Consider the following 21,013-nt stretch of genomic DNA (forward strand, 5'->3'; position numbering starts at 1 on the left):
AGGTGCTGTTCGTCTCCTTCCCGCACAACACCCACTACTTCTCGATGGTTCCGCTGGCCTCCGCGCTGCGCACCGCGGGCCACGAGGTCCGGGTGGCGAGCCACCCCGACCTGATCGACCACATCACCGCGGCCGGCCTGACCGCCGTGCCGGTCGGCGTCGCCGGCTGGTACATCGACGACCCGTGGGCGCCCGAACTCCTCGGCCAGATCCTCGAAGAGGGCTCCGACCTCGTGCAGGGCTTCGACTTCACCGGCGAGGACCGCTCCCAGTGGACCCACGAGTCGCTGCTGGCCCTGGAGGCCGTCGCGGTACCCGCCCTGTACGCCTCGGTGAGCAACGACCCGATGCTCGACGACCTCGTCGCCTACGCCCGGCACTGGGGCCCCGACCTGGTCGTCTGGGAGCAGCACACCTTCGCCGGCTCGGTCGTCGCCCGCGCCGTGGGAGCCGCGCACGCCCGCCTGCTGCACGGCATGGACATCACGGTCCGGGCCCGGCAGGAGTTCCTGCGGCTGAACGCGGCGCTGCCGCCGGGCACCGCCCAGGACCCCACCGCGGAGTGGCTGGGCCGGGTGATGGACCGTTACGCGCCCGGACTCGGCTTCGACGAGGAGATGGTCACCGGGCAGTGGACCGTGGACATCACCCCGCCCAGCTCCCGCTTCGACCTCGGCCTGCGCACGGTCGGCGTGCGCTACGTCCCGCACAACGGCGCCTCCGTGGTGCCGGACTGGCTGCGGGCGACGGCCGAGCGGCGCCGGGTCTGCCTGACGCTGGGGGTCTCCGGCGAGATCGACCACGCCTCCTTCTCCTTCGGCTCGGTGCTCGACGCGCTCGCCGACGTGGACGCCGAGATCGTCGCCACGCTCGGCGCGCAGGCCCGCGAAGAGCTCGGCACGATTCCCGGCAACGCCCGCCTGGTGGACTTCGTACCGCTCAACGACCTGCTGCCGACCTGCTCGGCCGTCGTCCACCACGGCGGCATCGGCACCCGCTCCACCGCCGAACTCCACGGCGTGCCCCAGATCGTGCTCCCCTACGGCTGGGACACGGTCGCCAAAGCCCGCCGGGTGGAGGAACTGAGGTACGGGCTGTGCCTGCCCGCCCACGAGCTGACCGTGGACGGGCTGCGCGCCGCGGTCCTTCGGCTGCTGGAGGAACCCTCGTTCACCGAGGTGGCGGCGAAGGTCCGCGCCGAGGTCCTCGCCGAGCCGACGCCGAACGACATCGTGCCGGTCCTGGAGCGGCTGGTGGCCTCGGCCCGTCAGACGACCGAGGCGGCGCCGTCGACCGCCACCACCGTGCCGCTGGTGTAGCCCGCCTCGGGTCGTGCCAGCCGTACGATCCACCACGCCACGTCCTCGGGCCGGCCCACCCGGCCCGAGGGCGTGCGGGCGGCCGACTCCGCCTGGTGGCGGGCGATGTCCTCGGCGCTCCAGCCCATGCGCTCGCCGATCCCCGTGTCGGTCTCGCCCGGGGCGACGCCCACGGCGCGGATCCCGCGCGGCGCCAGCTCCACCGCCCAGGTGCGGACCAGGAAGTCCAGCGCGACCTTGGTGGCCCCGTACACGGACAGGCCCGGGAACGCCCGGCGGCCCAGCGTGGCCGCGGTGCTCACGCACACCACCGTGCCGCCGGCAGCCTCCAGGGCGGGCAGCGCCGCCTGCGTCAGGAACAGCGGCGCGAGGAGGTTCGTCTCCAACTGGGTCCGCGCGTGCCCGCGGGTGAGGGAACCGGCCGGCTCGGGCAGCACGGCCGCGGCGTTATGCACGAGCACGTCGATCCGGCCAGAGGACTCCACCGCCGCGGCCACGATGTGCTCCGCGGCGTCCGGTGCCGTGATGTCGGCCGTCAGGGTCCGGATGCCGACGTGCCCGGCGGCCGTCTGCGCGAGGGTCTCGGCGGTGCGCCCCACGACCAGGACCTCGGCACCGTCGGCGGCGAAGGCCCGCGCGGTCGCCCGCCCGATGCCCGTACCGCCCCCGGTGACGACGACCGTGCGCCGTACCGCACCACTGCTGGGGGAATGCGTCATACCCACGGACGCTAGCCACCTGTACTCAACGGCGGCTCTAGTGCCCGTTGGGAAGGTGTCCGGGCAAAGCACCGGCCGGATTGCACCCCCGTGCGTCCGGCCCCCTGGGAGCCCCGGCGCCCGTCTCACTCATCCGCGCTCCGCCGATTCCGGGCGGTCCCCTGTCGACTCTCTCAGGAGGCAAGGCATGTCCGTGCACACGTCTGAACTCTCGGCGCCGGCGCCACCCGGGCGCGGTGCGGTACACGCGGGCGTTGCCCTCGGACTGCTTGCCGGCTGCAATGCGATGGTCCTGCTCGATGAGTCGATGGTGCAGATCGCCCTGCCCGGTATGAGCCAGGACCTCGGCCTCACCCCCGTCGGCCTCGGCTGGGTCATCAGTGCTTACCTGCTGGCCTTCGGCGGACTGCTGCTGCTCGGCGGACGGATGGGCGACCTACTGGGCCGCCGCAGGGTCTTCCTCGCCGGTGTCGCCCTGTTCACGGTGGCCGCGGCGCTGCGCGGGGCGGCGACCTCCGGAGATTTCCTGATCGCCGTGCGGGCCCTGCAGGGCGTCGGCTCCGCCCTGGCCGCGCCCAGTGCGCTGGCCCTGGTCCTGAGCATGTTCGGCGAAGGGGCCCTGCGGAAGCGGGCGATCGCCGTCTACACGGCGGTCGGCGCCGCCAGCACCGCCGGCGGGCTGCTGCTGGCGGGCATGCTCTCCGCGGTCAGCTCCTGGCGCTGGGTGCTGTTGCTGAACGTGCCGCTCGGCCTGCTGATCCTGCTGCTGGCGCCGCTGGTGGTCGAGGAGACCAGGCCGAGCCGCGGCCGGTTCGACCTGCCGGGCGCGCTGATGTCCACCCTGGGCGCCGTCGGTCTGGTCCTCGGCCTGACCCGGGCCGCCGAACACCCGTGGACGGATGTGACCGTCGCCGGCCCGGCCGCCGCCGGCGTGGCGCTGCTGCTCGTCTTCATCGTCATCGAGCGCGGGGCCCAGCAGCCCATCGTGGTGCTGCGGTTGTTCGACGACCGGAGCCGGATCTGGGCGTACGTCGGCACCTTCGCCGTCCAGGGCGCTTTGATCGGCACGGGCTTCCTCCTCATCCAGTTCTTCCCGCAGTTCGCCGGCTACAGCCCGCTGCTCTCGGCTGTGGCCCTGACCCCGGTGACCGCCGCGATGATCTCCATGTCGGGTGCGGCGGTCTGGCTGGAGCGCCGGTTCGGGCCGCGCAATCTGCTGCTGACCGGCGCCGTGCTGCTGATCGTCTCGAACCTCTGGCTCTCCCGCCTGACCCCGGACTTCGGCTACGGGGAGGACGTGCTACCGGCGCTGCTGCTGTTCGGCTGCGGCATGGCCTTGTGCGTCGTCCCGTCCACCATCCTCGCCACCTCCGGGCTGCACAGCGACGAAGCCGGTGCCGCCTCAAGCGTGCAGAACGCGCTGCAGACGGTCGGCGCCTCGCTGGGGCTCGCGATCCTGGTGACCGCCGGCACCAACGCCGGCCGCGGCGCCGAGCAGGCCCTGCCGGCCGGGGCCCCGGCCGAGGAGGCCGCAGGCCACGTGTTCATGGAGAGCATGTCGGCCGGCTTCGTGGCCGGCGCCGGCCTCGCCGTGGCCGCGTTCCTTGCCGCCTTGTTCATCCGACCTTCCGGTGCCGCCGCCGCGCGCACCGCGGACTCCTGACAGAAAGGAGAAACAGCCGTGCGGTTCGGCTCCATGGCGCGCTTCGGCGTCGTCGGCCTGATGTGGGGCATTAGCTACTTCTGGATCAAAGTCGTCTTCCAGGGCCTGAACTCGGCGCAGTTCAGCTTCTTCCGGATCCTGGTCGGTGCCGTGGCCATGCTCGGCGTGCTGCTGGTCAGCGGCACCCGGCTGCCGCGCCGGCCCTCCGTCTGGGGCCGGCTGGTGTTCATCGCCTTCCTGGCCAACGCGCTGCCCGTGCTGCTGGTCGAGCTCGTGGACGACGCCCTGGGCACCGACACGGGCATGGTCTCGGTGTTCAACGCGAGTGTGCCGCTGTGTGTGGTCGCGCTCTGCCTGGTGCGCCGCCGCGCCGGCCGCATCCCGGCCACGCTGGTGGCGGGCCTGCTCGTCGGCTTCGCCGGCGTCCTGGTCCTGTACGCGCCCTGGAACGCGGGTGCCCAGTGGCTCTCGGCGGCCGCGGCCGTCAACGCCGTCGCGGCGCTGGCCTACGGCTGGTCCATGCTGCTGATGGAGAAGCTGATGAAGCCGGCCGCCGAGGACGGCCAGGACATGCCCCCCTTGGTGCTGGCCACCTCGCAGGCGGTCATCGGGGTCGGCTGGGCCGCGATCAACCTGCCCAACGGCGGCTTCGACCGCGCCCCGCAGTTCTCCGCGGCCGTCATCGGCGCGCTCCTCGTGCTCGGCATCCTCAACACCGGGCTGGTGTACATGTGCTTCGCCCAGCTGATCCGCGACGAGGGCGCGGCCAAGGCCTCCAGCGTGCTGTACGTCGTGCCCGTGGTCCTCACCCTGGGCATGGTCGTGATGGAGAACCACCAGCCCACCGGCCGCGAGGTGCTGGGCATGGCGATCATCCTGGCTGGCGTGGTGCTCGCCCGGATCCCGCGGCGCGGCGCCGTCCCCGCCGCCGACGGCCCTTTGGTGCGGTCCGCGGCCGAGCCGACCTCCGCGGCCCGCTGACCCGGCCGGCCACCCATACCGAAGAAAGGACCACACCTTGATCACCTTCATCAACCGCTTCACGGTCACCGGACCGACCGAGGAGTTCGAGCAGGCCTTCGACAAGACTTCCGAGTTCTTCACCGCCCAGCCGGGGTTCGTCCGCCACCGCCTGATGCGGCACACCGACGACCCCAACGCGTACGCCAACCTGGCCGAATGGGAGGACGAGGAGTCCTTCCGCAAGGCCCTGCAGAAGCCCGAGTTCGTCGCCCACCGCGCGGCGCTGCAGGCGCTCAGCACCAGTGACCCGAACCTCTACATCCCGCTGTACGAGCGCGTCGCCCGAGCTTGACCCTGTCGGGGATCTCGAAGGAACCGGCTGCATCGAAGCTGCCCGCCTCGCGGGTGTCGACGAGCACACGGGCAAGCGACGGCGCAACGGCCGCAGCCTCCTCGCAACGAAGAACAGAGCGGCGCCACCAGCCAACCCGGTGGCGCCGCTGCCTGTGTCCGAACCGCCGGTCTCATCGCGATGTCCGAGCGAGACCGGGCGCATCCACGTCGCCGACCGCCTCCGGGAGAACGCCGGCGTCCGGGCCGGCGCCGCCGACCCCGACAGCCGCCCACGCAAGACGCTCGGCTGAGAAACGCCGGCCGAGCGTCTGTCACACCGGTCGTGTGCTGCCGCGATTCCTTGAATCCGCCACCGCAGGGGCCCTCGGCATCTGTCCGGGGCGGCGGTCAGAACAGGGCGGGGACCGTTAGCAGACCCCCCGTCACCGGCGTCCGCGGGCGCCGCACCGCGGAGCCGGCCGCACGCAGCCCGGGACGGGCCGCGGCGAGCGCCACCACCACCGTCTCGGCGACGATCCCGGCGAACGGCTCCAGCGGCACCCCGTACGGCGCGGGGACCAGCAGCCGCGGGTCGGCGCCGGCCCTCTCGGCCCGGCGCGGGTCGAAGACGTCAGGCCGGTCGAAGACCTCCGGGTCCCGGTTGGCCGCACCGATCAGGACGGCAACCTGCTCCCCGGCCGCGATCCGCTGCCCGGCCGCCTCCGTGTCCGCCGCCGCGGTGAACACGTGCACCTTCACCGGCGGGTCGTGACGCAGTGTCTCCGCCACCACCGCGGCCGCCCCGTCCGGCCCCCGGTCGGCGAGCAGCTCCCACTGCCCCGGCCCGGCGACCAGCGCGTGCAGCGCCCCGGCGACGAGTTCCTGCGCGGCGCGCACCTCCACCACCACCCGCAGCACGGCCGCCTCGCCCAGCAGCCCGCGCAGGGCGGCGACGGCGGCCGGCAGCCGGGCGGCGTCCCCGTACGACGGCGGCGCCAGCGCCGCATCGAGCGCGGGGGCGGCCGCCGCGCAGGCCTCGGCCAGCCGCTCGCGGTCCGCCCCGGTCAGACCGTGCAGGTCCGCCAGCACCTCGACAGGGACCCGGGCGGCGACCTCGGCGACCAGGTCCACCTTCCCGCGCAGCCCTGCCAGGAGCCGCTCGCAGGCCGGCCCCGCCAGGGCCCGTACCCGGTCGGCGCCGGGCCGGTCCGCAGGATCCGGGGCGGGCAGCCCCTGGTTCCAGGCCACGGCCACCTGCGGCTGGGCCACGGCCGCGGGCAGCGGGCCGCCCTCCGGCACCGGCAGGGCCAGCAGCTCGGCGGCGGTGGCGTACCGGGCGGCCACCCAGGTGCCCAGACGACTGCGCCACAGCGGCCCGGCCTCCCGGTTGAGGGCGTACGGCTCCCGCGGGTCCGGGCCGTGGTGCCCGCGCAGCAGTGCGGCGTACGGGTCGCCCTGCGCCCCGTACAACCAGTGGATTCCCTGGACGAGCTGGAGCCGGCGGCCCAGCTCCTTCTCCGCCACAACCATCTACGGCTCCCCTCTCCCTCGCGGGCGCGTCCGCGCCGCGGGCACCGCGCAGGCTAGGCGGGCACAGCGGAGGATCGGTCGAGCGCGGGCCCCGCCCGCCGCTCCGCTCCGGCTCCAGGGGAGCTTGACCAGGCGCGGGGATGATCATCCTCCGTTGTTCAGTCGATCCTGGAGGTGGGTCGGTCGTGCCGAACCCCAACACATCCGAGGACCCGGTGGCGGATCCAGCCGCGCTGCTCCGAGGCATGGTGCGCATCCGCCGCATCGAGGAGGAGCTGGCGGACCTCTACCGCGACGAGCAGGAGATGCGCACCCCGGTGCACTTCTCGGTAGGTCAGGAGGCCGCCGCCGTCGGGGTCTGCGCCGCCCTGCGCGAGGACGACCTCGTCTACACCGGGCACCGCAGCCACGCCGCCTACCTCGCCAAGGGCGGGGACCTCACCGGCATGGTCGCCGAACTCTACGGCAAGGAAACGGGCTGCTCGGGCGGGCGCGGCGGGTCCGTGCACCTGACCGACCGGGCCGTCGGCTTCGCCGGATCGGCCGCGATCCTCGGCGAGATGATCTCCGTGGCCACCGGTGCCGCGTGGGCTCTGGCCAAGCAGGGCTCCTCGCAGGTCGTGGCCACCTTTTTTGGGGACGGAGCCAGCGAGGAGGGCGTCTTCCACGAGTCCCTCAACTTCGCCGCGGTCCAGCGGATCCCGGTCGTCTTCGTCTGTGAGAACAACTCCTACTCGATCTCCTCCCCGCTCAGCGCCCGCCAGCCGGCGAACTCCGCGACCACCGGGATCACCGAGCGGGCCCGGGCGTACGGGATCGCCGCCGAGCGCGTCGACGGCAACGACGTGTCCCTCGTCCACGAGGCCATGCTGCGGGCCACCGCCCACTGCCGGGCCGGCCAGGGTCCCTACCTCCTGGAGCTGGACACTTACCGCTGGCGCGAGCACGTCGGCCCGGGCTTCGACACCGGGATCGACCGCCCCGAGTCCGAGGTGGAGGGCTGGCTGGAGCGCTGCCCGGTCCGCCGGAGCACGGCGGCACTGCGCGCCGACGTACCGGACATCGAAGAGCAAGTCGCCAGCTGGGACCAGGAGTTCCGCGACGAGACGCGGCTCGCGGTCACCGCTGCCAAGGCGGCGCCCTTCCCCGGTGCGGACCGGCTGACCGACGGGGCCTACGGGCGCCCGGTTGACGCGAGCTGACAGGAGATCACGATGACACGGAAGCTCACGTACTGGCAGGCGATCGCCGAGGGCACCGTCCAGGCCATGGAGGCCGACCCGGGCATCATCATCGCCGGGCAGAACGTCGACGACCACAAGGGCTCCTACGGCACCACCGGCCCGGCCTTCGAACGCTTCGGCGCCCAGCGGGTGATCGACACCCCCAACAGCGAGAACGCCGTCGCCGGCATCTGCATCGGCGCAGCCGACCAGGGCCTGCGCCCCCTCGTGGTGCACACCCGGGCCGACTTCATGTTCCTGGCCATGGACGCGATGATCAACCTGGCGTCCAAGTGGCGCTACATGTACGGGGACAAGGGCGGTGTGCCGGTCGTCATGCGCGGTGTCGTCGGCCGCGGCTGGGGCCAGGGTGCCACCCACTCGCAGAGCCTGCACGCGACGTTCGGCCACTTCCCCGGTCTGTACGTCGCCGCCCCGGCCTCCCCGGCCGACGCCAAGGGCCTGCTGGCCGCCGCCCTGGAGGCGGACACCCCCGTGGTGCTGATGGAGAACCGCTCGCTCTACCCGATCGAGGGCGAGGTGCCCGAGGAACTCGCGCCCGTGCCCTTCGGCGTGGGCCGCATCGTCCGTCACGGCACCGACGTGACCGTGGTGGCCGCCTCCTTGATGGTCCACGAGGCGGAGCGCGCCGCCGACCTGCTCGCCGGGCGGGGCGTCAGCGTCGAGGTGGTGGACGTGCGCAGCATCCGGCCGCTGGACGAGGACATCATCTGCGAGTCGGTCGCCCGGACCGGCCGCGTCGTGGTGGCCGACACGAGCTGGGCACGCTACGGCTTCTCGGCCGAGGTGGCCGCGGTGATCGCCGAGCGCATCCCGGGCGAGCTGCGCGCCCCGGTCCGCAGGATCACTCCCCCCGACTGCCCCGCTCCGGTGTCCTGGCCGCTGGAGGAGGCGTTCCACCCCAGCGCCGCGAAGATCGCCGAAGCCTGTCTCGACCTGGTGGGCTGGGGCGGGGCCGCCGTGCCCGTACTGACCGGGGTGGACGCCGGGTTCAGCGGACCGTACTGATCCGCATCCGTACGAAAGGAACCGGACGTGGAATCGAGCGAGTCGGCCGTGGTCGAGCGGGCCACCGGCCGACCCTCGGCATGCCCGCACCACCCGCACCGACCTTCCAGGAGAATCAGATGGCCCTGAGCTTCCGAGCCCTGGCGACAGCCGCTGCCGGCGCACTTCTGCTGCCCCTGCTCGGAAGCCCCGCAGCAGCCTCCACCGCATCAGCCGCCCACTCCGGCGGGCCGACCGGGGCGAACTGCGCGCCGTTCACCTCCCAGGTGGCCGTCGCCGAGGGCGCCCCCGCCGACCAACGGATCGCCGGCACGCTCTGCACCCCGCGCGCCGCACGTGCCACCACGGTCCAACTGCTGCTGCACGGCGGCACCTACAACCGGGACTACTGGACCGTGCACGGCCGGACCGGCGGCCCCTCCTACGTGGAGGCCGCCGCCGGGGCCGGCCACGCCGTCCTGGCGTTCGACCGGCTGGGCACCGGGGCCAGCTCCGCTCCGCACAGCTCCCGCTTCACCGACAGCACCCACGAGCTGGTGACCCTCCAGCTCATCCGCACGCTGCGCGACCGCGGCTACCGGAAGGTCGTCCTGGTCGGCCACTCCTTCGGCTCGACGGTGGCCCGCATGGTCGCGGTCAAGCACCCCGACGCCGTCGACGGACTCATCCTCACCGGCGAGGGCACCCCGCCCAACACCGCGGCGTTCGAGCAGATGGGACACCTGTACGTGCCCGCCGGACAGCACCCGCTGCTGGCCCGGCGCGGTCTCGACGACGGCTACCTCGCCCTGCGGCCCGGCGGCAAGGCCGCCTGGTTCTACGACCGCCGGACCACCGAACCGTACGTGCTGCTGCACGACGAACTCACCACCGAACCGGATGTCTACCCCGCCGACCCGGCCTATGGCGACATCTCCCTCAACCAGCGGATCCGCGTCCCCGTACTCGTCGTCGTCGGCCAGGACGACAAGCTCATCTGCGGTGGCCAGGGTTCCGACTGCTCCAGCTCGGCCGCGCTGAAGGCCTCCGCCGCCCCCCTGTACGGACCCGAGGCCCGGCTGGAAGCCCTCGCCGTTCCGGCCACCGGACACAGCCTCAATGTGCACCGCACCGCCCCTCTGTGGTACGCCTACGCACAGAACTGGGCGAAACGCCGTGTGGACGGCGGACGTTGACCGGACGACGAACCAGGGGGCGGAACAGATGGTGTGGATGTCGCGTGAGCAGGCCGACCTGCTGGCGCAGTGCGCGGTAGCCTTCGAGCCGGGCGATCCGGCGCGTACCGGAAGGCTCGTGTTCCGGTACCCCGACGGCTCGGCCGGCCCCGGCCTCGCCGCACAGCCGCCCTTCGGAGAACCCGGCGAAGCCGACCTGGTCACCGCCGACGGCGGCACCCTCGCCATACGCCGCTGCCCGGTTCTGCGCCTGACCGTCGCCCAGGCACTGCCCACCCTCACCCTGGCCCGCCGGCTCCACACCGAAGCGAACGCCGACGGGAGCGCGAACGGCACCGCGGATGTCACCCCCAGCCCGTCCGCCGCGTTCTGGGGCGCCGCCACCGCCCTCGGCCTGCACCTCGCCGCCCGCGAACGGCTGCTCCCCGGCGTCTCCGCCACCGGCTACGACACCTGGCGCGCCGGCCCGCTCGCCCCGGAGGACGTCCGGCGCATGCGCGAGCTGGCCGCCGCGGCACCGGCCGAGGCGCTCGCCGTCCCGCTGCCCGTCCCGCCGGGCGGCCCGCTGCTGCTGCCCGACGCCGCCGCCCTGCTGCGCTCCTTCGTCGACGCGGTCGCCGACACCCTGCCGCGCACCGCCGCCGCACCCGCCGCCACCGGCCGCCCGGCCTTCGCCGCCGTCGAACCCCAGTACGTCCCCCAGCTGCGCGCCTGGGCCGAGGAGATCTCCGCCGGCCTCGACTCGGGCGTGCGGCTGGCCCTGCGCCTGGACCTGGTGCCCGCCGCCGGCGACGGCGGGCGGCCCGCCCTGCGCCTGGTGCCCCAGGTGTCCAGCCTGGCCGACCCGACCCTCAGCGCCGACGCCGACGAGCTGTTCGCCACGGCCGAGGCAGCCGGGTTCGGGCCGCGGGCCCAGGCCGACACCGTCCTCGCCGTACGGCGGGCCGCCGACGTCTGGCAGCCCCTTTCCCGCCTGCTGCCGGTGCCCTCCGCACTGGACCTCGCCGACCACGAGGTCCAGGACCTGCTCGGCGAAACCGCCGGCCGGCTCGCCGCCCACGGCGTCGAGGTGCTCTGGCCCGCGGAGGCCATCCGTTCCCTCACCAGCCGTGCCGTCGTCGGCGGCGAGCGGACCCCGCCCATCGACCTGCGGTCCTTCTTCGGCGGTGGCGCCACGGTCGACCTGCGCTGGCAGCTCGAGCTCGACGGGGAAGCCCTCACCGAGCAGGAGACGGCCGAGATCGCCGCCGCCGACCAGCCGCTGGTCCTGCTGCGCGGGCAGTGGGTGTTCATCGGCGCCGACCTCGCCCGCAAGGCCGCCGAACGCGACCTCAAACCGCTCACCGCCATCGAGGCGCTCGCCGTCGCCCTCACCGGGTACACCGAGATCGGCGGCAAACAGGTGCGGGTCGCGTCCAGCGACTGGCTGCTCGCCCTGCGCCGGCGCCTGGCCGAACCCGACGGCAGCAGCGAAGCGGTCGAGCAGCCCGCCGCGCTCGCGGCCACCCTGCGCGACTACCAACTGCGCGGCCTGCGCTGGATGGACCGCCTTACCTCGCTCGGTCTCGGCGGCTGCCTCGCCGACGACATGGGCCTGGGCAAGACCGTCCAGCTGATCTCGCTGCACCTGCTGCGCCAGGAGCACCCGGACAGCGCCGGCCCCACCCTCGTCGTCTGCCCCGCCTCTCTGCTGGGTAACTGGCAGCGCGAGGTCGGCAAGTTCGCCCCCGGCACGCCCGTGCGCCGCTACCACGGCCCCGACCGCACCCTGGACGGCGCCGACTCGGGCTTCGTCCTGACCACCTACGGCACCATGCGCCTGGACGCCGAGCGGCTCGGCGCGCACCGCTGGAGCGCGGTCGTCGCCGATGAGGCCCAGCACGTCAAGAACCCGCACTCCAGCACCGCGAAGGCGCTGCGGCTGATCCCCGCCGACGCCAGGATCGCCCTGACCGGCACCCCGGTCGAGAACAACCTCTCCGAACTCTGGGCCGTCCTCGACTGGACCACCCCCGGACTCCTCGGCGGCCACGGCCACTTCCGCAGCCGCTGGATCGCCGCCATCGAGGCCGAACGCAAGGAACGCGCGGAGTTCGGACCGCCGCCGGGGGAGGAGGGGGAGTACGGCCCCACCGCACATCGACTGGCCGAACTGGTCCGGCCGTTCATGCTCCGCCGCAAGAAGTCGGACCCGGGCATCGCCCCCGAACTCCCGCCGAAGACCGAGACGGACCGCCCGGTCTGCCTCACCCCTGAGCAGCGGACCCTGTACGAGACCCAGGTCCGTGAGGTCATGGCGCAGATCAAGGCCACCAAGGGCATCGCCCGGAGCGGTCTGGTGCTCAAGCTGCTCACCGGTCTGAAGCAGATCTGCAACCACCCCGCGCAGTTCCTCAAGGAGGCGGAAGGCGCCCGGCTGGCCGGCCGTTCCGGCAAGCTGGAACTGCTCGACGAACTGCTGGACACCATCATCTCCGAGGACGGGGCCGTGCTGGTCTTCACCCAGTACGTCACCATGGCACGGCTGTTGGAGGCGCACCTGCGCGAGCGCGGCGTCCCCACGCTGCTGCTGCACGGCGGCACCCCGGTGCCGCGCCGCGAGGAGATGGTCCGTCAGTTCCAGGACGGGGAGGTGCCCGTCTTCCTGCTGTCCCTCAAGGCCGCCGGCACCGGACTCAACCTCACCCGCGCCGACCACGTCGTGCACTACGACCGCTGGTGGAACCCGGCGGTGGAGGCCCAGGCCACCGACCGCGCCTATCGCATCGGGCAGACGCGCACCGTCCAGGTGCACCGGATGATCGCCGAGGGTACGGTCGAGGACCGCATCGCCGTCCTGCTCGAGGCGAAGCAGGGCCTGGCGGACGCCGTGCTGGGCTCCGGGGAGCAGGCACTGACGCAGCTGACCAACGACGAGCTGGCCAACCTGGTCGAACTGAGGAGCGCGGGATGAGCGGGGAAGAGACGGGCGCGCGGGGCTTTCCGGCCTTTGCCGCGCGCCGGGGCAGCCGGGCACGCGGCCAGTCCTGGTGGGGCAAGGCCTGGGCGGACGCGCTGGAGGACACCTCCCTGGACGAGGAGACGCTGAAGAAGGGCCGGGCCTTCGCGCGCACCGGCCGGCTCGGGCCGATCACGGTCAGCCCCGGTCGCCTCTCCACCGCCAGCTATGAAGGTGACACCCCATTCAAGACGGTGCTCACCCTGGAGGAGCTCGACGAGGACGAGTGGGAGTCGCTCTGGGAGAAGGCCGCCGAGCGGCCGGACGTCGCCGAGGAGCTGCTCGCCGGGCAACTGCCGCCCGACCTGCTGGAGGCCGCGGAGGACGCACGGGTGCGGCTGCTGCCCGGCTACGGCGACTTGGAGGCGGACTGCGACTGTGACGCGTTCGAGCACCCCTGCAAGCACGCGGCTGCGCTCTGCTACCAGGCGTCCTGGCTGCTGGACGAGGACGCGATGCTGCTGCTCCTGTTGCGGGGGTGCGGCGCGCAGGAGGCGCGGGAGGAACTCCGGTCCGTCCTGCTGATGCAGGCGATCGTCGGCGGTCTCGGGGACGAGGACGCCGACGGGGCGGAGGAGGAAGCCGAGGCCGGTTCGCAGGCCGCCGCGGCGCAGCTGCCGGACGGCACTCCCGCCGAGGAGGTCTTCGGCCGTGAGCCGGCGGCGCTACCCGAGCTGCCGCCGCTGCCCGGGCCGCCCGTGCGCCAGGACGCGTCCTCGGCCGGGGCCGACCCGCTGGAGCAGCTGGTCACCGACGCGGCCGTGCGCGCCCGTGAGCTGCTCGCCTACACCCACGGTTTCACCGCCACGCCGCCGGCGCCGCTCGACCTCTGGCGGGACTGCGTACGGATCGCGGCGACCCGCCCCGGGGCGAGGGTCCTGGCCCGCGTGCGGGAGGCCTGCGGCGGCCCGGAGCAGCTGGACCGGGCGGCCGAGGCGTGGCGGCTGGGCGGGAGCGCCGGGCTGGACGTGCTGGAGCAGGCGTGGACGCCGCCGAGGCAGGACACCGCCCGGGCGAGCACCGCGCTCACCGCGGGCTGGGAGCAGAACGAACTCCCCGAGCTGGAGGTGCGGGAGAACCGCTGGACGCTGGTCGGCAGCGGGCTCCAGCTGCGCTACGGCCGGGACGGCCGCTGGTACCCCTACCGGAAGGAGGACGGCCGGTGGTGGCCGGCCGCCGCACCGCACCACGACCCGGCCGAGGTCCTCGCCGAGCTCCTCGGCGGCTGAACCGCCGGCGCCGTGCGCAGCGTAAGGGCCCGGGACGCACACACAGTTTTGTCCCGGGCCCTTACGCGCTACAGGTCCACCACGACGCGGCCGCCGTGGGCCCGCGAGACGCACGGGTACATCACGTCGGTACGCCCGCGCTCGGCGGGGGAGAGCACGTGGTCGCGGTGTTCGGGGGTACCCCGCAGCACGCGCAGCTCGCAGCTGCCGCACAGGCCGTCCTCGCAGGAGGCGGCGAGTCCGGGCGACTCCTCCCGCAGGGCCTCCAGCGCCGACTGGTCGGCCCGGACGCTCACCACCGTGCCGGTGCTGCCGAGTTCGACCTCGAACGGCAGGTTCTCGCCCACGACGGTGTCCGTGGCGGCCGCGAAACGCTCCAGGTGCAGGCTCCCTGTGGGACAGGCGCTGTCCATCAGCTCCTCGACGGCCCGCATCAGCCCGTCCGGGCCGCAGCAGTACACCGCCGTGCCTGCCGGGCTCGCCGACAGGTGCGCGGCGAGGTCGGGACGGTCCGTCAGGTCGCGCGCGTACACGGAGACCCGTTGCGCTGCGTACCGCTCCAGCCGCGGCAGGAACGCCATGGAGGCGCGGCTGCGGCCCACGTACAGCAGCCGCCAGGGGGTGCCCAGCCGTTCGGCCTGCTCGATCATGGGCAGGAAGGGGACGATCCCGATGCCGCCCGCGACGAACAGGTAGGCGGGGGCGTCGGCCAGCGGGAAGTGGTTGCGCGGGCCGCGTACGGCGATGCGGTCGCCCACGGACAGGGTGTGGACCTCGGCCGAGCCGCCTCTGCCCTCCAGTTCCCGCAGCACCGCCACCTGGTACGCCGAGCCGTCCGCGGGGTCGCCGTGCAGGGAGTACTGGCGCACCTTCCCCGAGGGCAGGACGAGGTCGATGTGCGCACCCGCCCGCCACGGATCGGTGGCGGCCCGGGACACGGGAGCCAGCCGCAGGCCCACGACGCCCTCGGCCAGCCGGTCGGCGGCCTCGACGATCACCGGGACGTCCGCGACCCGCAGCGGGCCGGCGCCCGGACCGGAACCCCGGCCGGAGGACGGGGCGGGCGAACCCGCGCGGCTCTGTGCGTACCGGCGCCCGCGGCGGGTACGCCCCCACGGCTTGTAGACCGAGACGAAGCCCAGGAACAGCAGCGCGCAGAAGAGCGGCGGCACTGTCCAGGCGAGCAGGGTGCCCTCCGGCCCCGGCCGGTAGACCCCGCCCTCGGACGCGGCCGCCTTCTCGGCGGCGGTCAGCACCAGCGGATGGGTGTACACCCAGGCGATCATCGCGACGGCCAGGGTGATGACCCACTTGACCACCACCCACCAGTGGCGCAGCAGGCCCCACGGCGTCCCGCGCCCCAGCAGCACGCCGGTGACCCCGCAGACCAGGCTGATCACCGAGACGGTGCTCTCGTCGAAGACGTACATCGCGTAGTACGCGCCCTTGGCCACACCGGGATCCGAGGTGAGGTAGCCGATGAGCGCGAGCGTGGCCATCGACATGGACAGGCCCATCCAGCCGACCGATGACGTGATGTGCAGGGCGAGGGTCAGCTTCCGCCCCCTGGGGCTCAGCCGGGACTCCTTCCGTCCCGCTCCGGACGGGGTTTCGGGCTGCTGCTCCTCCTTCCTGATCGCCTCCTCGGGCCTGTCGGGGGTGGATGTGGGCAAGGACCGGTGCCGAGTCGGGGTTGCCAAGGCGGTCTCGCTCTCCTCTTGCGTTTCGTGCGTGTCAGGTGCCGTTGCCGTTGCCGTTGCCGTTGCCGTCCGGCCGTCAGGCCGTGGGCACCTCGATGCCCTTGAGGTACGTCGCGAAGGACTGCAGCCCCGGGTGCTCGGCCCGCAGCGACTCGATGTCGGCCTGGTACCCGTGGAACTGGAACCACTCGAACATCAGGGCGATATCGGGGGCGTTGGGGATGTACGGGTTGTTCGCCACCGCGTCCAGCGCCAGCTCCTCGAACCGGGCCGGCAGGCCCGAGCGCGCCGAGAACGCCTGCGCGATCTCCGTCGCGGTCAGGGCGTCACCGGCGATCTCCACCGCCCGGCCGACGTACGCCTCCGGCCGGTCGAAGGCCTCGGCGGCGAACCAGCCGATGTCGTCGACCGCGATGAACTGCACCCGGGTGTCGGGCCGCAGCGCCAGCCGCACCACCAGCGTGCCGTCCACCAGCTCCGGCCCGTGGGCGGCGAAGTTGTCCATGAAAAACGTCGGGCGCAGCACCGTCAGCGGCACACCCGTGCGCTCCAGGTACCGCTCGATGCCCCGCTTGGAGTCGAAGTGCGGGACCCCGCTCTCCCGGTCCGCGCCGCCCACGGACGTGTACACCACGTGGCCGATTCCGGCCGCCTTCGCGGCCCGTGCGAGCGCCCGGCCCTGGCGGACCTCGCCGCCCAGCCCGGCCGGGGTCATGAAGTTCTGCACGGCGAACAGGCCGTGGAAGCCCTTCAGCGCCGACCGCAGCGAGGACTCGTCGTCCAGGTCGCCGCGGACCAGTTCCACGCCCAGGTCCGCGAGCGCTCGCGCCCGCTCCGAGGCCGGGTCCCGCACCAGCGCCGACACCGACCGGCCGCGGCGGACCAGCTCACGGGCCACCGCCCCGCCCTGCAGACCGGTCGCACCGGTCACCAGGATCCTGCTCATCTGACAATCCCCTTCGGATTCGGGTTCCGGCTGCTCAGTCGAACAGGGCCGCGTTCTCCACGGCCCACCGGCGGTAGGGGCGCGGCTCGCGTCCGGTGAGGTCACGCACCGCGCGGGTGGGCTTGGCCCACGGCACCTCGGGGCTGCGCAGGGCCGCCACGTTGGTCTCGGCGGCCGGGCGGTCCCCGGTGATCCCGGTGAACACGTCCACCACCTCCTCGGGCGGCGCCACCGAGAACTCCAGGTCCCGTCCCAGCACTTCGCCCAGGATCCGGGCCTGATCCTCGGAGGTCAGCGTCTCCGGGCCGGTGAGCAGGTACGACTTCCCCAGGTGGCCGTTCTGCGTGAGCGCGACCACCGCGACCGAGGCGATGTCGTACTCGTCGATCGGAGCACCGGGGTTGTTGCCGATCCAGCAGCGCACCGAGTCGGTCTCGCGGACCGTACGGATCCACCAGGAGGTGTTGGCGTGGAACGGGCCCGGCCGCAGGAAGGTCCACGGCACCCCAGACTCCTCGATCGCCACCTCGGAGGCCCGGTGCTCCTGCGAGATGCTGTGCGGCAACGGGTGCTCGATGCCGGCGGAGGACAGCAGCACGATCTGGGAGGTGCCGGCCGCGCGGGCGGCAGCTGCCACGTTGGCCGCCTCACCGGCGACGTCGCCGGAGAGCACCACCAGGGCTGCGGCGACCCCGTCGAAGGCGGCCGCGAGCGAGGCGGGGTCGGCGGGGCTGCCCGCCGCCACCTCCACGCCCGCGGGCAGGTTCGCCTCCTCGGGGTTGCGGCTCAGCGCACGGACCGGGTGGCCCAGCGCGAGCAGCTGGTCGACGGCCTCGCGGCCGACCTTGCCAGTGGCTCCGGTGACGAGGAACATGCTCAGTCCCTCCAGCCCTGCGGCTCCGGCCACGGGGAGCCGAGCTGCCGGTACGTGCCCTGGTAGTCCGGCCAGTCGCGGTGGTCGCGGATCTTGCCGTCGACGAAGCGGATCAGGTGGATCTGCTCGCCGGAGAAGACCCGGCCGGTGGCGGCCATGCCGACGAGGTCGCCCACGTGGCGGCCGTAGAGGACGAGGTACGCGCGTACCCATTCGCCGCGCTCCTCCAGCTGCACCTCCTCCAGGCGGGCCTCCTGGGAGAACGTCATCCGCAGCCACTTGACGGCCATGGCGAAGGAATCGGGACCACGCAGGTCCATGTGCTCCATCGAGGCCGGATTGAGGTAATCCGGGTGGATGTATTCCGCCACGTCGTCGGTGTTTCCGGTGTTGTAGGCCTGGATCATCCGGCGCACAGCGTCTATCTGGCCGCTCATCGCATTCCTTCCTCGGAATATGTCCCAGCTCTCCGGGTCTTTCGCAATCTTGGTGGAAAAGAAGGCGTCCGGACAACCTCCGGGAATATGCGAGTCATGTCCCATCGGTGAGAATCGAACAATTCTGGAAGGGAACTCGAAGGAATGTGCAGCAGACTTCGAGGGGATTTCGAGCGAGGCTCTGCGGCCGTGGCGCGGGCCCGGCCCTCAAGTGCCGCTCGGGCAGCCGTCGAGCGCTTGGAGAGATGGTCGGACGCGTCCATGCCCTTGACGGAGGTAGACCAATGACGACAGAGAGCAACACGGTGGCCCTGGTCACCGGCGGCACCAGCGGGATCGGGCTGGCCGTGGTGCGCGACCTCGCCCGCCGCGGTCACCGGGTCTTCCTCTGCGCCCGGACCGAGCAGCAGGTCAAGGGGACGGTGGCGGAACTGCGTGCCGAGGGCCTGGAAGTGGCCGGCGCCGTCGCCGACGTCCGCGACCCCGGGTCGGTCAAGGCGCTCGTCGCGGCCGCCGTCGAAGCCTTCGGCCCGATCGGCATCCTCGTCAACAACGCCGGCCGCAGCGGCGGCGGTCCCACCGCCGACCTCACCGACGAGCTGTGGGACGACGTCATCACCACCAATCTCACCAGCGTCTTCCGGATGACCCGAGAGGTCATCAAGAACGGCGGCATGGAAGGCTCCGGCCGTGGCCGGATCATCAACATCGCCTCCACCGCCGGCAAGCAGGGCGTCGTGCTCGGCGCCCCCTACTCCGCCTCCAAGCACGGTGTCGTCGGCTTCACCAAGGCCCTCGGCAACGAGCTCGCCCCCAGCGGCATCACCGTGAACGCCGTCTGCCCGGGATACGTCGAGACCCCGATGGCCCAGCGCGTGCGCTCGGGCTACGCGGCCGCGTACGGCACATCCGAAGAGCAGATCATGCAGAAGTTCACCGCCAAGATCCCGCTCGGCCGGTACTCCACCCCGGAGGAGGTCGCCGGTCTGGTCGGCTACCTGACCACCGACACGGCCGCCTCCATCACCTCCCAGGCCCTCAACGTCTGCGGCGGCCTAGGCAACTTCTGACCCGGGAAGGAGGGGCCAACGACAGCGGCAACGCCCCCCCCGGGGGGGCTCCAGCCGGAGGCACCACAGCAGGGCCACGTCCGGACTCGCAGATCACGGACTTGCACGAATGTTCGACTCCGTCGCCGATTTGATGGTGAACGGAGAGTCTGTGAATACAGTGTTTTCGGGATCGGGGTACCTCGTCGCCAGCACCCCCTTGGACGGTACGGAGAACCCAGGACGGGCCTTCACATCCGACTCGATCGCGGCCGGTACACCGGGCGGCCCCGACGACCCGCCCTCCCGCCAGGTCACGACGGCCGCCCCGCACCGGGGGATGGTTGCTCCGTACGAGGGGCCGGCCTCTGCGGGATCTCACGACAATCCCGTCCGGGCTCGGGGCGAGACGGTGATGCGGCGGCCTCCGACCGGGGCCGGGAGTGGTGGCCGAGTGGCGCGAGTTGGCGGGGTGGCGAGCCTAGGGAGACGGCTTCGACGCAGAAGGAGTCAGGTGACTCGCTGCAGCTCTGGAAAGAAGTCCAAAATGTGGTGCTCGCCGTTGGCCTCCCCGAGGCCATCCACAGGCTAGCCCCGGAACACAGCACGTCCTGAACGAACGTGAGGGTGCCCTGGAGGCGGGCACCCTCACGCAGTTCGGGGACACGGAACCAGTCGGCTGAGGCCTGCATGCCGTCGTCCGCCGTGCACCGCTGCGAGGTCTCCGGGGAAGTGTTGGTGACCCACCTCGGCCGGACCGGCTGACCTCCCGCGCTGGCACCATGATGGCCAGGCCCTTCGAGGGCCTGACGGGCCTGGCCATCGGTATGGGTGTGATCGGGAAGTTCGGCAGGCCTGGCGAAGTGAGGCCCCCGACCGGGACAGCCTCACTGTTCAGCGCGCGATGCCAAAACGGTCTTGCTGCTCGGCGACGAGCGCGCGCCACCAGCCTCGGACGGCGTGGTCGCCGGCGAGCCGGTGGGCACCGGAGGGGAACCGGAGGTCACGGCCGGCCATGAAGTGGGAGATATCGGTGTAGCTGGCGTTGCGTTTCAGCCGTTTCGCTAGGACAGTCCAAGGCCTTTTCCCCGGGGGCGGTGTTCTGCTGCCGGGCTGGGACAGGTGCTGAGACGTCGGGGCGGATACCGCCCCGGTGCCGCGTCTTCGATGGCGGCGAGCAGGTGGGCGTGGACGGCGGCGGCTGCTTCCTGGGTGACCGGGTCCGGGTCCTTCAGCTGTGGGCGATCAGTTCGGCGGCTGCGGCGAGGATCGGCACGGGCGCGGTGGCCTCACGCAGGTGGAGGAGCTGGGAGGCGGCCCGCTCGCCGGGGGTTGCCTGGGTGCGGGCGTCGGGGATCAGGGAGGTGGGGCCCCGGGGCAGGGGCTGATTGCTGGTCACCTGATCATTCTCCCGTGCCCCGGGTATCGGTGATCACCATGGCCAGCCATCTGGTCTCGGCGGCGTCCAACTGGGCCGGCCTGCAGGCCGCGCTCGGCGAGGGCCGCGGCGAGTTCCTCGCCATGATCCCCGCCGGCCGGGTCGGCCTGCCCGCTCCTCCGTCTTCGCCTCCTCCGTCTCCGCCTCCGCCGGCTCGGCTCCGGCGACCTCGATGCGCTCACCAGCATGCTCATCGGCTCCTTCTACGGCCAGTGAACCGCACCGGCTTGGCCGGAGACTCCAGGTTGTGACTGTGACCAGCGGTTTCATGGCGGTCAGGTAGTAGGGCTTTGTTACTGAGGATTTCATGCTGTTGTCGGGTAGTGACAGGTAGTGATCCCTGCGGTATGCCGTTGACATGCGGTATGCGCAGGGTGGGGGCCTGACC

Annotated in this window: 17 protein-coding genes; 10 read left to right on the forward strand and 7 right to left on the reverse strand. The window is 72.6% G+C overall.

Annotation, left to right across the window (positions count from 1 at the left end):
• Positions 1–2: 2 nt before the first annotated feature.
• Entirely contained in the window at positions 3–1,319 is a 1,317-nt protein-coding gene (locus tag ACH4J0_RS34875; protein ID WP_396245122.1) for an activator-dependent family glycosyltransferase, read from the forward strand.
• On the opposite strand, the gene ACH4J0_RS34880 is transcribed toward ACH4J0_RS34875, so the two are convergent.
• On the reverse strand, positions 1,268–2,038 hold the full coding sequence (locus ACH4J0_RS34880) for an SDR family oxidoreductase (RefSeq protein ID WP_360463491.1): 771 nt from the start codon (positions 2,036–2,038) through the stop codon (positions 1,268–1,270). The two genes, ACH4J0_RS34875 and ACH4J0_RS34880, sit on opposite strands and share 52 nt — an antisense overlap.
• A 187-nt stretch (positions 2,039–2,225) precedes the next feature.
• Here ACH4J0_RS34880 and ACH4J0_RS34885 point away from each other — a divergent pair, with 187 nt between their 5' ends.
• The 3 genes from ACH4J0_RS34885 to ACH4J0_RS34895 are packed head-to-tail and all read left to right on the forward strand — an operon-like array spanning position 2,226 to position 5,016.
• Complete coding sequence (locus ACH4J0_RS34885; RefSeq protein WP_396245095.1) at positions 2,226–3,701, forward strand: MFS transporter; 1,476 nt, start codon at positions 2,226–2,228, stop codon at positions 3,699–3,701.
• A gap of 18 nt (positions 3,702–3,719) precedes the next feature.
• Positions 3,720–4,682 (forward strand): DMT family transporter, encoded by a 963-nt coding sequence (locus ACH4J0_RS34890; protein ID WP_396245097.1) that lies wholly within the window; start codon positions 3,720–3,722, stop codon positions 4,680–4,682.
• Between the two features lie 37 nt (positions 4,683–4,719).
• The gene (locus ACH4J0_RS34895; RefSeq protein WP_396245098.1) at positions 4,720–5,016 is read left to right on the forward strand and encodes an antibiotic biosynthesis monooxygenase family protein; all 297 of its coding nucleotides are present in this window, start codon (positions 4,720–4,722) and stop codon (positions 5,014–5,016) included.
• Positions 5,017–5,405: 389 nt separating this feature from the next.
• Here ACH4J0_RS34895 and ACH4J0_RS34900 read toward each other — a convergent pair whose 3' ends face one another.
• Positions 5,406–6,527 carry a P450-derived glycosyltransferase activator gene (locus ACH4J0_RS34900; RefSeq protein ID WP_396245099.1) on the reverse strand — a complete coding sequence of 374 codons (1,122 nt, stop codon included), beginning with the start codon at positions 6,525–6,527 and terminating at the stop codon, positions 5,406–5,408.
• 185 nt (positions 6,528–6,712) lie between these two features.
• On the opposite strand from ACH4J0_RS34900, the gene ACH4J0_RS34905 reads away from it, so the two are divergent.
• From ACH4J0_RS34905 to ACH4J0_RS34925, 5 genes are all read left to right on the forward strand, one after another.
• A complete protein-coding gene (locus ACH4J0_RS34905; RefSeq protein WP_396245101.1) occupies positions 6,713–7,729 on the forward strand; it encodes a thiamine pyrophosphate-dependent dehydrogenase E1 component subunit alpha in 1,017 nt (338 codons plus the stop codon).
• 12 nt (positions 7,730–7,741) lie between these two features.
• Positions 7,742–8,779 carry an alpha-ketoacid dehydrogenase subunit beta gene (locus ACH4J0_RS34910; RefSeq protein WP_396245102.1) on the forward strand — a complete coding sequence of 346 codons (1,038 nt, stop codon included), beginning with the start codon at positions 7,742–7,744 and terminating at the stop codon, positions 8,777–8,779.
• A gap of 119 nt (positions 8,780–8,898) precedes the next feature.
• Entirely contained in the window at positions 8,899–9,954 is a 1,056-nt protein-coding gene (locus ACH4J0_RS34915) for an alpha/beta hydrolase (protein ID WP_396245103.1), read from the forward strand.
• 28 nt (positions 9,955–9,982) lie between these two features.
• The gene (locus tag ACH4J0_RS34920; RefSeq protein ID WP_396245104.1) at positions 9,983–12,907 is read left to right on the forward strand and encodes a DEAD/DEAH box helicase; all 2,925 of its coding nucleotides are present in this window, start codon (positions 9,983–9,985) and stop codon (positions 12,905–12,907) included.
• Positions 12,904–14,181 (forward strand): SWIM zinc finger family protein, encoded by a 1,278-nt coding sequence (locus ACH4J0_RS34925; protein WP_396245105.1) that lies wholly within the window; start codon positions 12,904–12,906, stop codon positions 14,179–14,181. Before ACH4J0_RS34920 ends, ACH4J0_RS34925 begins: the two co-directional genes overlap by 4 nt.
• A 68-nt stretch (positions 14,182–14,249) precedes the next feature.
• Here ACH4J0_RS34925 and ACH4J0_RS34930 read toward each other — a convergent pair whose 3' ends face one another.
• From ACH4J0_RS34930 to ACH4J0_RS34945, 4 genes are all read right to left on the reverse strand, one after another.
• The gene (locus ACH4J0_RS34930) at positions 14,250–15,854 is read right to left on the reverse strand and encodes a PDR/VanB family oxidoreductase (RefSeq protein ID WP_396245106.1); all 1,605 of its coding nucleotides are present in this window, start codon (positions 15,852–15,854) and stop codon (positions 14,250–14,252) included.
• Positions 15,855–15,957: 103 nt separating this feature from the next.
• A complete protein-coding gene (locus ACH4J0_RS34935; protein ID WP_396245107.1) occupies positions 15,958–16,827 on the reverse strand; it encodes an NmrA/HSCARG family protein in 870 nt (289 codons plus the stop codon).
• A gap of 34 nt (positions 16,828–16,861) precedes the next feature.
• Complete coding sequence (locus ACH4J0_RS34940; RefSeq protein WP_396245109.1) at positions 16,862–17,701, reverse strand: NAD(P)H-binding protein; 840 nt, start codon at positions 17,699–17,701, stop codon at positions 16,862–16,864.
• 2 nt (positions 17,702–17,703) lie between these two features.
• Positions 17,704–18,138 carry an ester cyclase gene (locus ACH4J0_RS34945; RefSeq protein WP_350515516.1) on the reverse strand — a complete coding sequence of 145 codons (435 nt, stop codon included), beginning with the start codon at positions 18,136–18,138 and terminating at the stop codon, positions 17,704–17,706.
• Positions 18,139–18,422: 284 nt separating this feature from the next.
• On the opposite strand from ACH4J0_RS34945, the gene fabG reads away from it, so the two are divergent.
• The gene (gene fabG / locus ACH4J0_RS34950) at positions 18,423–19,208 is read left to right on the forward strand and encodes a 3-oxoacyl-ACP reductase FabG (RefSeq protein WP_396245110.1); all 786 of its coding nucleotides are present in this window, start codon (positions 18,423–18,425) and stop codon (positions 19,206–19,208) included.
• A 1,210-nt stretch (positions 19,209–20,418) separates the two neighbouring features.
• Here fabG and ACH4J0_RS34955 read toward each other — a convergent pair.
• Positions 20,419–20,586 carry a hypothetical protein gene (locus ACH4J0_RS34955; protein ID WP_396245111.1) on the reverse strand — a complete coding sequence of 56 codons (168 nt, stop codon included), beginning with the start codon at positions 20,584–20,586 and terminating at the stop codon, positions 20,419–20,421.
• Between the last annotated feature and the right edge of the window lie 427 nt (positions 20,587–21,013).

The organism is Kitasatospora sp. NPDC017646 (assembly GCF_044329365.1).
GTDB lineage: Bacteria > Actinomycetota > Actinomycetes > Streptomycetales > Streptomycetaceae > Kitasatospora.

Coding starts and splice junctions, on each gene's coding strand:
- ACH4J0_RS34915 (WP_396245103.1), top strand. CDS start 8,899: ATGGCCCTGAGCTTCCGAGCCCTGGCGACAGCCGCTGCCGGCGCACTT.
- ACH4J0_RS34925 (WP_396245105.1), top strand. CDS start 12,904: ATGAGCGGGGAAGAGACGGGCGCGCGGGGCTTTCCGGCCTTTGCCGCG.
- ACH4J0_RS34885 (WP_396245095.1), top strand. CDS start 2,226: ATGTCCGTGCACACGTCTGAACTCTCGGCGCCGGCGCCACCCGGGCGC.
- fabG (WP_396245110.1), top strand. CDS start 18,423: ATGACGACAGAGAGCAACACGGTGGCCCTGGTCACCGGCGGCACCAGC.
- ACH4J0_RS34910 (WP_396245102.1), top strand. CDS start 7,742: ATGACACGGAAGCTCACGTACTGGCAGGCGATCGCCGAGGGCACCGTC.
- ACH4J0_RS34900 (WP_396245099.1), bottom strand. CDS start 6,527: ATGGTTGTGGCGGAGAAGGAGCTGGGCCGCCGGCTCCAGCTCGTCCAG.
- ACH4J0_RS34945 (WP_350515516.1), bottom strand. CDS start 18,138: ATGAGCGGCCAGATAGACGCTGTGCGCCGGATGATCCAGGCCTACAAC.
- ACH4J0_RS34940 (WP_396245109.1), bottom strand. CDS start 17,701: ATGTTCCTCGTCACCGGAGCCACTGGCAAGGTCGGCCGCGAGGCCGTC.
- ACH4J0_RS34920 (WP_396245104.1), top strand. CDS start 9,983: ATGGTGTGGATGTCGCGTGAGCAGGCCGACCTGCTGGCGCAGTGCGCG.
- ACH4J0_RS34935 (WP_396245107.1), bottom strand. CDS start 16,827: ATGAGCAGGATCCTGGTGACCGGTGCGACCGGTCTGCAGGGCGGGGCG.
- ACH4J0_RS34880 (WP_360463491.1), bottom strand. CDS start 2,038: ATGACGCATTCCCCCAGCAGTGGTGCGGTACGGCGCACGGTCGTCGTC.